The sequence below is a fragment of the Pseudomonas sp. S37 genome (assembly GCF_016658545.1).
Taxonomy (GTDB): domain Bacteria; phylum Pseudomonadota; class Gammaproteobacteria; order Pseudomonadales; family Pseudomonadaceae; genus Aquipseudomonas.
On the sequence record NZ_JACVZC010000161.1, the window covers coordinates 1 to 11,211 of the forward strand.

At 65.5% G+C, this 11,211-nt stretch carries 9 protein-coding genes; 6 read left to right on the forward strand and 3 right to left on the reverse strand.

The window, feature by feature from the left end; genetic code table 11:
* Positions 1 to 65: 65 nt before the first annotated feature.
* The 3 genes from feaR to IAE39_RS27620 all read right to left on the reverse strand — a co-directional run bounded on the left by feaR (position 66) and on the right by IAE39_RS27620 (position 3,170).
* Positions 66 to 1,007, reverse strand: coding sequence for a transcriptional regulator FeaR (gene feaR / locus IAE39_RS27610; RefSeq protein WP_201207646.1), 942 nt, complete (start codon positions 1,005 to 1,007; stop codon positions 66 to 68).
* 113 nt (positions 1,008 to 1,120) lie between these two features.
* Positions 1,121 to 1,693 (reverse strand): DUF3156 family protein, encoded by a 573-nt coding sequence (locus IAE39_RS27615; RefSeq protein WP_201207647.1) that lies wholly within the window; start codon positions 1,691 to 1,693, stop codon positions 1,121 to 1,123.
* Positions 1,674 to 3,170 carry an APC family permease gene (locus IAE39_RS27620; RefSeq protein ID WP_201207648.1) on the reverse strand — a complete coding sequence of 499 codons (1,497 nt, stop codon included), beginning with the start codon at positions 3,168 to 3,170 and terminating at the stop codon, positions 1,674 to 1,676. The genes IAE39_RS27615 and IAE39_RS27620 overlap by 20 nt, the downstream gene beginning before the upstream one ends.
* Before the next feature lie 359 nt (positions 3,171 to 3,529).
* Here IAE39_RS27620 and IAE39_RS27625 point away from each other — a divergent pair, with 359 nt between their 5' ends.
* The 6 genes from IAE39_RS27625 to IAE39_RS27650 all read left to right on the forward strand — a co-directional run bounded on the left by IAE39_RS27625 (position 3,530) and on the right by IAE39_RS27650 (position 11,079).
* Positions 3,530 to 5,017 (forward strand): aldehyde dehydrogenase family protein, encoded by a 1,488-nt coding sequence (locus tag IAE39_RS27625; protein WP_201207649.1) that lies wholly within the window; start codon positions 3,530 to 3,532, stop codon positions 5,015 to 5,017.
* A 180-nt stretch (positions 5,018 to 5,197) separates the two neighbouring features.
* Positions 5,198 to 6,508, forward strand: a complete 1,311-nt coding sequence (locus IAE39_RS27630; RefSeq protein WP_201207650.1) for an alginate export family protein — start codon at positions 5,198 to 5,200, stop codon at positions 6,506 to 6,508.
* Positions 6,509 to 6,878: 370 nt separating this feature from the next.
* Positions 6,879 to 8,009: a multidrug effflux MFS transporter gene (locus IAE39_RS27635; RefSeq protein ID WP_236548855.1), complete on the forward strand. Its 1,131-nt coding sequence runs from the start codon at positions 6,879 to 6,881 to the stop codon at positions 8,007 to 8,009.
* A 125-nt stretch (positions 8,010 to 8,134) separates the two neighbouring features.
* Positions 8,135 to 9,274, forward strand: coding sequence for a tyramine oxidase subunit B (locus IAE39_RS27640; RefSeq protein ID WP_201207651.1), 1,140 nt, complete (start codon positions 8,135 to 8,137; stop codon positions 9,272 to 9,274).
* A gap of 33 nt (positions 9,275 to 9,307) precedes the next feature.
* Positions 9,308 to 9,730 carry a RidA family protein gene (locus IAE39_RS27645; RefSeq protein WP_201207652.1) on the forward strand — a complete coding sequence of 141 codons (423 nt, stop codon included), beginning with the start codon at positions 9,308 to 9,310 and terminating at the stop codon, positions 9,728 to 9,730.
* A gap of 53 nt (positions 9,731 to 9,783) precedes the next feature.
* Complete coding sequence (locus tag IAE39_RS27650) at positions 9,784 to 11,079, forward strand: NAD(P)/FAD-dependent oxidoreductase (RefSeq protein WP_201207653.1); 1,296 nt, start codon at positions 9,784 to 9,786, stop codon at positions 11,077 to 11,079.
* The last annotated feature ends 132 nt before the right edge of the window (positions 11,080 to 11,211 follow it).

The following is an 11,211-nucleotide window of genomic DNA, read 5'->3' on the forward strand; positions in this document are numbered from 1 at the left end:
ATCGAGGGGCTGCTGCGCAGCCCGATCGCGACACAAGGCCGCTCCTACAAGACCGCGCCAGTCCCTTAAGCCATCGCCTGCGCCCGGTAATCCTTTGGCGAACGCTCGAACTGTTTCTTGAACGAGCGGCTGAAATGCGCCGAGTCGGTGAACCCCCACTTGTAGGCGATCGAGGTAATCGACTCCCCCCTGAAGAACGGGTTTGCCAGGTCATCCGCGCTGCGCTTCAACCGTGCCCGCTGGATGTAACGGCACACGCTATCGCCCTGCTCTTCGAACAACCGATACAGGTGGCGCACGGAAATGTTCAGGCGCCCGGCGAGGTTGGCCGGGGTCAGCCCGGGCTGTGACAGCGACTCGTCGATCACCTGCTGCACATAGCCACGCAGGTTGGCACCGCTCACCGCACCCAGGTTGCCCGGCGCCTCGCCATTGCGCTCGAAGCCCGGCTCCAGCAGCGCGATGAACGCCGTTTGCAGGGCATCGCCCTGGGCACCATCACCACTGACGTTGCCGTCCTTGCACAGCTGGTCCATCAGCACATGCAACATGCGCCCGCAGGCATTGGTTGAGGAAATCTTGCCGAACATCGGGCCGCTGCCCTGCACGTACTTGCGCACCTGCTCACGCGACAAGGCCAGCGAGACATGCTCGATCAAGCCACTGGGGCTGATCTCGCAACGCCCGACCGAATCCATCAGCAGCAACTCGCCCGGCGCCAGGCTGACCTGCATGCCACCCTGGGTCACGCTGGAATGCCCGGCACGCTGGCTGACCAGGAAGCAATGCTGGTCGTCATCGAGGCTGGGGTTTTCGCCCAAGCGGCGTATGCTGCCGGCGTTGGTGCGCAGGTTGGCCAGCGGCAAACCGGCACGGGAAAAGGTGGAGACCTCGCCAATGAACAGCGAGTGGTTGGACGCAAGCTCCGTTTCGAAACGGCCGCAGATCTGCTGCATGGCCGTGGTCCAGCATTCCAGCTCCTGACGGTTGGATTGTTGAGTATGCATGGCTACCCTCGACGCAGGATTTGTTGTTATGCGCACATTGTTAACATGTTATCTATGTGCGCACAACTGTCATCATTTGTCGTTAGGCACAGCAAGGCATGTGCCAGCCCACCTCAGAGGGCGGAAAGCAAATGGCTGAACTGGGCCAGGCTGGCCATCAGGTGCGTCCGCTGTTGCGGGCTGATTGGAATGTAGCGGCGAAACGCCGGCAGGCGGTTGACCACTTCGCTGCCGCCCATGTGCTCCAGCGTCAGCAACCACTGGCCGTCGCGCCAGGCCAGGGTCAGGCGCTTGAAGTCCAGCGGCATCAGCGCCGTCAGCAGTGCGGCCTGCTGCAGCAACTGTGCACGGAGTTGCGCAAAGCGTGCCCGGTCGCCGTGGCGGTACACGCAAGCCAACCCGGTTCGGCGCAGCGCACCGGTATGGCGCAGTTCCAGGCTGACCTCGCCCCCTTGCGGGGCGGGCACCTGCAGCCGGAACTCACAGGTGACGATGTGCATCAGCAGGTGGGCCTCGGCGCGTTCGTGCACCCTGGCCTGCCAGCCCTGTGCCGGGTCGTGGAGCACCCCGCCCTGCGCAATGCCCGCTTGCCCCAGGTTGCGCGCCAGGCACGCCAGGGTAGCCCCGGGGCGGTAGCCGGCAGGCGCCCGTGGCGTCAGCAGCCGTTCACGCAAACGTCTGATCATGCTGCAGGTGCTCCACTACGTGGCCCGGTTCGGCGGCAAATTCCTTCTCCAGCACATCCTCGACCCGCGCCGGCTTGAACGGGTTGACCCTCTGCACGCACAGCGTCCAGAACAACGCGTAGGCTGCCGTGGCACCCAGCATGATGGCAAACGGCACATAGACATCGGCCGGGTTCATGCCCGGCGGCGTGATGAACGCCATGCCGATCAGGATGCCACTGCTGGAGACGATCTGCGGCAGCGGGAACAGCGGCGAGCGGTAGGCACGCGGCAGGTCCGGGCGGCGAATGCGCAGGATCACCACCGACAGCGTCACCAGCAGGTAGGCCGTACTCCAGGCGCACACGGCCGCCAGCACCAGGTGCAGGATGTTGTCCGGGTTGCCGCCCAGGTACCAGGCATGCAGGCACGGGATCAGCGCCACCACCACGATGCACAGCAGCGGGGTCTTGAAGCGCGGGTGCAGGTAGGTGAACACCTTGGGCAGCGCGCCGTCGACCGCCATGCCGTAGAGAATGCGCGGCACACCGGCCATCAGCGTGTTGATGGTCGCGGCCCCTGCGAACAGAAAACCGATACCCAGCCACACCGGGCCGATATCGCCCATCACCTGTTCGGCAAAGCGCGGGATGGCCATCGGCGTGTCCAGCAGGTGTATGCCACTGGCGGCATCCAGCACCACGTTCTCCACCTGGCGCTTCATGGCCGCGCCGTAGATGAACATGCAACTGGCCACGCCGAACAGGCCCAGCGCCATGGCCCGTGGCAACACCCAGGCCGAGCGGCGCAGCTCGGGGGCCAACGGCGTGACGAACTCGCAACCGACGAACATGAACATGGCCATGCCGATCAGCGACAGGATGGTCATCAGGTCGGTGCCCACCAGCGACACGCCGAATGGCCCGTCCAGTTCCACCGCCGGGGCGGCGATCAGGCCCAGCACGCCGAACACCATCAGGGTGGTCCACATGCCGAAGGTGAGCACCACTTCGGCGCGGCTGAAGGCGCTGACACCAAAGGCGTTGAGCACCGCGAACGCCAGCACGAAGCACACCCCCAGCAACCATGCACCGCCAGCGGATTCGGCCAGGGTGTTGAGGTGTTCGAAGTTGACCAGCGCCATCACCCCCGAGAGGATGGTTTCGGCGGTACCGGCGAACACATGCACGATCAGGTAGGCCGACAGCGTGCCGGTAATGGCGAAGAAGCGGCCCAGGCCACAGTTGATGTAGTCGTACACCGAGCCAGTGGTCGGCAGGATCGACGCTGCTTCGGCAAAGGTGGTGGACTGCGCCAGCATCATCAGTGCGGCAATCACCATGGCCACGGCAAAGGCGCTGCCGCCGATACCAAAACCCATGGTGGCGGTGAGGATCACCGGGCTGGCCATGATCAGCCCGACGGTGCTGGCCAGTGCGGTGGGGAAACCGACCGTGCCGCGGTTGAGGTGCTCGGTGAGCTGGTTGTTGAGTGACATTGCTATGCCCCGGCTTGTTTTTGTTGTGGTCACTTTGCGCTGCAGCCAGCGTAGCGTCTTGCCCATGGCTGCCGCCGGGTTTGTTGCTGGCTGCCATCGCCCCCGAACACAACACCGTCCCTTGTAGGAGCGGCCTTGTGTCGCGATCGGGCTGCGCAGCAGCCCCAGCAATATCTGTGGCGAAGCTGAAATCGAGGGGCTGCTGTGCAGCCCGATCGCGACACAAGGCCGCTCCTACAAGGGGCCGTGCGAGGCTGACCCAAGGCTTGGCAGCCACAGTCATGCCGCTGTCACGCAGGCGCAAGCACCCGCCTTACCCGCTCTCTATGCTCCAGGCTCCACCTGCCCCCGGAGTTCGCATGAGCGACATCACCCTCCTCCCCGCCGTCACTGCCTTCCTGGCCCGCGAACATGGCGTGTTCATCCACGGCCAGGCCATCGCGAGCCAATCCACCGCGAAAATCGCCGTGGTCAACCCGGCCAACGGCCAGACCATCGCCCACATCGCCGACGCCAACCTGGCCGATGTCGACCACGCCGTCAGTTCCGCGCGCCAAGGCTTCAACACCTGGGCGCACACCAGCCCGGCTGCCCGTGCCGCGGTGTTGTTCAAGCTGGCCGACCTGCTGGAAGCCAACCGCGAGCAACTGGCGCAACTGGAAACCTTGCAGTCCGGCAAGCTGATCGGCATTTCCCGTGCCTTTGAAGTCGAGCAGGCCGCGCATTTCTTGCGCTATTACGCCGGCTGGGCAACCAAGATCACCGGCCAGACCATTACCCCGTCTCTGCCCTCGTTCGCCGGTGAGCGCTACAGCGCCTTTACCCTGCGCGAGCCGGTCGGTGTGGTGGTGGGCATCGTGCCGTGGAACTTCGCCACCATGATCGCCATCTGGAAGCTGGCCTCGGCCCTGACTACCGGCTGTAGCATCATCCTCAAGCCCAGCGAATTTACCCCGCTGACCCTGCTGCGCATCGCCGAACTGGCCACAGAAGCCGGGCTACCCGCCGGGGCCCTGAACGTGCTGACCGGTGGCGGCCTGGTGGGCAAGGCGCTGATCGAGCATGCAGGCACCGACAAGGTTTCGTTTACCGGCTCCGTACCCACCGGCATCGCCGTCGGCCAGGCGGCCATGGGCGCCAAGCTGACCCGCGCCACGCTAGAGCTGGGCGGCAAGAACGCGGTAGCGTTCCTGCCCGACGTGGCCACCGACAAGGCGGTGGACGGCATCATCGAAGCCGGCTTCCTGCACGCCGGGCAAATCTGCGCGGCGGGCGAACGCTTCTACGTGCACCGCTCACGCCTCGACCCGCTGCTCGACGCCTTGTCGCAACGCCTGGGCCAGTTGAAGATCGGCTCGCCGCTGGACGAAGCCACGCAGTTCGGCCCGGTGGCCAACAAACCGCACCAGCAGAAACTGGCCGAACTGTTCGCCACTGCCCGCGCCGAAGGCAGCCAGATCATTCACGGCGGCGAGCTGGGCGACGGCCCCGGCTGTTTCGTCGAGCCTACGGTGATCCTTGCCAGGTCGGCCAGCGACACCCTGCTCAACCAGGAAACCTTCGGCCCGGTGGCAACCTTCCTGCCGTATGACGACGAAGACGAACTGCTGCAATTGATGAACGCCTCGCCCTACGGTCTCAGCGCCAGCCTGTGGACCAACGACCTGGGCAAGGCCATGCGCATGATCCCGCAGATCCAGGCGGGCACCTTGTGGGTGAACATGCACACCCTGCTCGACCCGGCCGTGCCGTTTGGCGGCATCAAGGCTTCCGGCATTGGCCGCGAGTTCGGCTCGGCGTTCATCGACGACTTCACCGAACTGAAGTCGGTGATGATCCGCTACTGACCCCGCGCCGTTGGCCAAGGCGTGCAAACGCCTTGGCAGCCACGAACAAGACCCCGCCCCGCCGCACACGCCCTAATAGGCCATCGCCGCCAACCGCGATGGCCCCTCGCCAGTCCGAGGGTGCCCCCGAACAACAAAGGCCGCCCTGCAGGTGGCCGAGAACAAACGAGGGATGTGCACATGGTCAAACCACAGACGCTGTCCAGCCTGGCCCTGGCAACCTTGCTGGCCAGCCAGGCCGCGCCGGCCTATGAGCTGTATGCCGACGAAGACAGCCACCTGAACGCCGACATGCTGGCCGTGTGGGGCATGTTCAACAGCCGCAAGAACTATGACGGCACTGCCGGGGGTTCGACCTGGCGCGAAGGCTTTATCAAATACGGCCTCAGCGGTGACCAGGGCCTGGCCGGCAACGGCACGCTGTATGGCAGCCTGAACTGGGTAAGCTCGGCCACCTGGGGCGATGGCGACGCCGCCGGCAATACCGACGGCAGCGAACGCACCACCAAGATCGAGGACGCCTTCCTCGGTTGGCGCTCGGGCGACCTGTTCCCGCTGCTGGGCAAGGATGGCGTGGATGTTTCCGCTGGCCGCCAGACCATCCGCCTGGGCAGCGGCTTCCTGATCAACGACGACGGCCCCAACCTGGGCAATGGCGTGGCTGACGGTGCCCTCGACCGCGGCGGCGCCTACTACCTGGCCGCCCGCCATGCCTTCGACCGCACGGCCATGCTGCGCCTGGGTGGCAGCGAGGGTTTGCATGGCAGCCTGTTGTGGCTGAAGTCCGACAACCGCGCCCAGGCCGAAACCGAGCTGGCCGCCGGCACGCTGGATTACACCCATGCGCTGGGCACCGTGGGGCTGACCTGGGTCCACGGCATCGACGTCGCCGACCAGTGGGCCAGCGCATTCCAGAAAGCCCGCGAAGGCATGGACGTGTACAGCGTGCGTGGCGAAGGCAGCGCCGGTATCGACAATGCCAGTTTCGCCTTCGAATACGCCTGGCAGGACAAGACCGACGGCCCCGAGCAGGCCTGGTACCTGCAGGCCGGCTACACCTTCGCCGACCTGCCGTGGGCACCGCAGGTAACCTACCGCTACACCCGCTATTCGGCAGGCTGGGACCCGCTGTTCAGCGGCCTGTCCAGCGGTTATGGCACCTGGTTCCAGGGTGAAGTCGCGGCCAACTACGCCGGGCCGTTCAACAGCAACACCGGCATTCACCACATCGGTTTGAAAGCCACGCCGCTGGAAAACCTCACGGTCGGCGCGCTGTATTTCGACTTCGACACCGTGCGCACCCGCGACAGCCTCAACCTCGATGCCCGGGAGCTGGACCTGTATGTGGAATGGGCCGTCAGCGAGCACCTGATCATCAGCCCGCTGGTGGGGCTGTACCAGCCGCGCAAGGATGAGGGCAACGGCGGTAATCAGGTGGGGGGGAATGGTACCAATGTGTATAGCCAGTTGACGGTGGCTGTGCCGTTCTAATTCGCATCGACGCGGTCCTTGTAGGAGCGGCCTTGTGTCGCGATCGGGCTGCGCAGCAGCCCCTCGATTTCAGCTTCGCTGCAGATATTGCTGGGGCTGCTGCGCAGCCCTTTCGCGACACAAGGCCGCTCCTACAAGGATTGCGTAAGCCTTGAATTTTAAGAAAGACAGTTGCCACCACAAGAACCGCACGGCTTCCTTAAGGATTTGACCTTGCCTGGCTCGGCGCATAATATTCGCCAACCTACCGACCGGTAGGCGAAAAATCAGCCAGAGAAAACCATGCAAGCAGATCCCTCTCCCCCCGCTACCTTTCCGCTTTGCCCTGGGCCTTGGCCTGGTCGGCGCGCTTGGCCCGTCCGCCGTCGACATGTACCTGTCGAGCCTGCCGGAAATCGCCAGCCACTATCAGGCCAGCTTCACCCGCGTGCAGCTGACGCTGACCTTCTTCCTGCTGGCCATGGGCGCCGGGCAGCTGATCTTCGGCCCCATCGTCGATGCCTATGGCCGGCGCAAACCGCTGCTGGCCGGCCTGCTGCTGTTCACCCTCTGCTCGCTCGGTGCCGCGGCAGCGCCCAGCCTCGACACGCTGATCGTGCTGCGCTTCTTCCAGGGCCTGGGCAGCGCGCTGACGCTGGTGGTGATCATGAGCATGGTGCGTGATGTCAGCCAGGGCGTGGCCGCCACCAAGCTGTTCGCCCTGCTGATGACCATCGAAGGCGTGGCACCGATCCTGGCACCGGCCCTGGGCGGGGTGATCGACGCGCATTTCGGCTGGCGGGCGGTGATGCTGGTGCTTGCCGGCATGGGCGTGGCCGTGTTCGCCAACAGCCTGCTGAACCTGCGGGAAACCCTGCCCGCCAGCAAACGCGAAGCGCTGCACCTGGGTAATGCCTGGCGCACTTACCTGGCCATCCTCGGCGACCGCCGCTTCCTGCGCCCGACCCTGGCTGTGGCTGCCGTGTTCTTCTTCCTGTTCGCCTACATCGGCGGCGCCACCTTGGTGTACCAGGCCCACTACGGCCTGAGCGCCCAGGCTTTCGGCCTGCTGTTTGGCGCCACCGGGGTGTCGATCCTGTTCGGCGCCATGGCGGCCAGCCGCCTGATCAGCCGCCTGGGCCTGAACAGCCTGACCCGCCTGGGCGTGTTGTGCATGGCCGGCGGCGCCTGCATCAGCCTGCTCGGCGCACTGACCGGCCTGGGGCTGCCCGGTGTGGCCGGCGGCATGGTGCTGGCGCTGTTCGGCCTGGGCATTGCCGAATCAACGTTGATGTCACTGGTCATGGCCTCGCAGGAAAAAGCGCTGGGCTCCACCGCCGCGCTGCTCGGCGCCATCCAGTTGTCGGTGTCTGCCGGCGCGGCCCCCCTGGCCGCCATCGTGCTCGACCACGGCCCCACGGCCTGGGCCGCGCTGCTGGCCCTGTGCACGCTGATGGTCTGCCTGCTGACCGCTTTGAGCCTGCGCGACACCCCCGCCAGCTTCTCGCTCGCGGGCCATTGAAGCGCTGGCACTGACGGTCAACTCGGCTGGCAGGCAGGCACAAGACGACCTACCAGTCGTTAGCGAAACTGGTTGCCTCGATACCAACAACAAATCCGACGGCAGCCAGCCCTGCGAGACCCGCCATGACCCTCGATACCAGAATTGACTTCATCTACCTGTCCGAGCAGGACATGATCCGCGCCGGCGTCACCGACATGCCGGCCTGCGTCGACACCATGGAAGAAATGTTCGGCCTGCTGTACCAGGGCGACTACCGCATGGCCGGGCCTAACAGCGACTCGCACGGCGCGATGATCACCTTCCCCGCGCACTCGCCGTTCCCCAACATGCCCAAGCCCACCGCCGACCGGCGCATGATGGCGATGCCGGCGTACCTGGGCGGCAACTTCCAGACTGCCGGCGCCAAGTGGTACGGCTCGAACATCGCCAACCGCGAGAAGGGCCTGCCGCGCTCGATCCTGATGTTCACCCTCAACGATGCCGACACCGGTGCACCGCTGGCGCACATGTCGGCCAACCTGTTGTCGGCCTACCGCACCGGCGCCATCCCGGGCGTCGGCGCCCGCCACCTGGCGCGCAAGGACGCCAAGGTCATCGGCCTGGCCGGGCCCGGGGTAATGGGCAAGACCACGGTGGCCGCGTTCATGGCCGTGTGCCCGCTGATCGACACCCTCAAAGTCAAGGGCCGTGGCCAGAAGAACCTCGATGCCTTTGTCGCCTGGGTGAAAACCAGCTTCCCGCAGATCACCAACGTGCAAGTCGTGCAAACCCTGGAAGACGTCGTGCGCGGTTCCGACCTGGTCAGCTACTGCAGCTCCGGCGAAGTCGGCGACCCCAGCCAGTACCCGCTGGTGCGCCGCGAGTGGGTCAAGCCCGGCGCGTTCCTGGCCATGCCGGCGCCGTGCAGCATCGATGCCGGCATGGAGCAGCACGACGTGCGCAAGGTGGTGGACAACACCGGGCTCTACGAAGCCTGGTTCGAAGAACTGCCCAAGCCCGCACACAACCATGTGCCGCTGGTAGGGGTGCGTTTCATGGACATGATCGCCGAAGGCAAGCTGGCCGCCGAGCAGGTCGAAGACATCGGCAAGATCATCAGCGGCGACGCACCGGGCCGCCTGCACGACGACGAAATCATCCTGATGTCGGTGGGCGGCATGCCCGTCGAGGACGTGGCCTGGGGCACCGTGGTGTACCGCAAGGCGCTCGAGCAAGGCATCGGCGTAAAGCTAAACCTCTGGGAAACCCCCGTTCTCAGCTGATTCCCCAACCACCGGAAAACAAGGCAAAGCCCAATGACCCAGATCACCAAACTGAAAACCGGCTCCAGATTCGAAGACATGGCCAGCTATTCCCGCCTGGTGGCGGTGGACAACTGGATTCACGTGTCCAACACCGCCGGGCGCAACCCGCAGACCCAGCTCATCCCGGAAGACGTGATCGAGCAGACCCACCAGGTGTTCGCCAACATCGAAACCGCCCTGGCCGCAGTCGATGCCAGCCTGGCCGACGTAATCAATTCACGGGTGTTCATCCAGGACCCGGCCGATGTGCCACAGGTCATGGAGGTGATCGGCGAGAAGTTCCGCGGCATCGACCCGGCCACCACGGTCACCTGCCCGCCGCTGGGTTCGACGGTGTACAAGGTCGAGCTGGAAGTCACGGCCTACCGCGGCGCCGGGCAAGCCCAGGTGACCCTGATCCGCCTGGGCCAGTAAGGCCACTGGCAGCCCTGAGCATACCCCCAGCACGAACCACGAAGAGTAACGCCATGTCCCCGACGATCGCCCCTGTGCAAACCAGCACCCGCCACCCTGCAGCCACTACCGTGGTGATCATCGGGGGCGGCATCATCGGCCTGACCGCCGCACTCACCCTCGCCGAACGCAACATCCCGGTGGTGGTGCTGGAAAAGGGGCGCATTGCCGGCGAACAGTCGTCGCGCAACCTTGGCTGGGTACGCAAGACCAACCGCCACGCCCACGACATCCCGCTGGCCCTGGCAGCCGACCGGCTGTGGGCCGAAATGCCCGGGCGGGTCGGCAGCGACGTCGGCTATCGCCAGGCCGGCATCATGTTTATCGGCCGCAACGACACGCAGATGGGCATGCATGAAGGCTGGCTGAAGAGCGTCGAGGCGCTGGGCCTGGACTCACGCCTGCTGAGCGCGCGTGAAATCGCCCGGATGGTGCCGGGTGGCAAGGCGGATTGGGCGGGCGGCATCTTTACCCCCTCGGACGCGCGTGCAGAACCGACCTTGGCCGCCAGCGCCATCGCCCACGCGGCAATGGCCAAAGGTGCGGTCATCGTGGAGCACTGCGCAGTGCGCACCCTGGCCACCGCTGCCGGGCGTGTCAGCGGCGTGGTGACCGAGCAAGGCGAAATCCGTTGTGACCAGGTACTGCTGGCCGGCGGCCTGTGGTCGCGCAAGTTCCTCGGCAACCTGGGCATCAACCTGCCGACCTTGCCGCTGACCTGCTCCGTGTTGCGTACCGAACCCATGGACGGGCCGACCGACATCGCCGTCGGCGCACCGGACTTTTCCTTCCGCAAGCACAAGGACGGTGGCTACATCATCACCCAGCGCGGTGCGCTGGACGCATGCCTTACCCTTGATCACCTGCTGCTGGGCAAGCGTTACCTGCCGCAGCTGCGTGCCCAGCGGGACTTTTTGCGCATCAGCTTCGGCGAGTACTTCTTCAAGGACCTGGCCCTGGCCCGGCGCTGGAAAGCCACGGACGTGACCCCCTTCGAGCGCGTGCGGGTACAAGACCCGCTGGCCAACCCGGCGCTCAACGACGAGGCCATGCGCAACCTCAAGGCGGCCTGGCCGGTGTTCGAACAGGCACGCATTGCCAGCGCCTGGGCGGGCACAATCGACGTGACGCCGGACTCCAACCCGGTGATCGGCCCGGTGGCCAGCATCCCTGGCCTGACCCTGGCCACCGGTTTCTCCGGGCATGGCTTCGGCACCTCGCCGGCTGCCGGGCAACTGGCGGCGGACCTGGTGTCCCAGTCTGCGCCTCTGATCGACCCGGCGCCCTACCGTTTCGAACGCTTCGCCTGACTTCACCGCCTTGGCCGCTCTCATAGAACTGCGCATAACTCATTGAATGGGCCGCTCCCACCTGGCCTGCATCACCTTCATGGCAGGCACAGAACCTGTAGGAGCGGGGGGGGGGGGGGGGGGGGGGGGGGG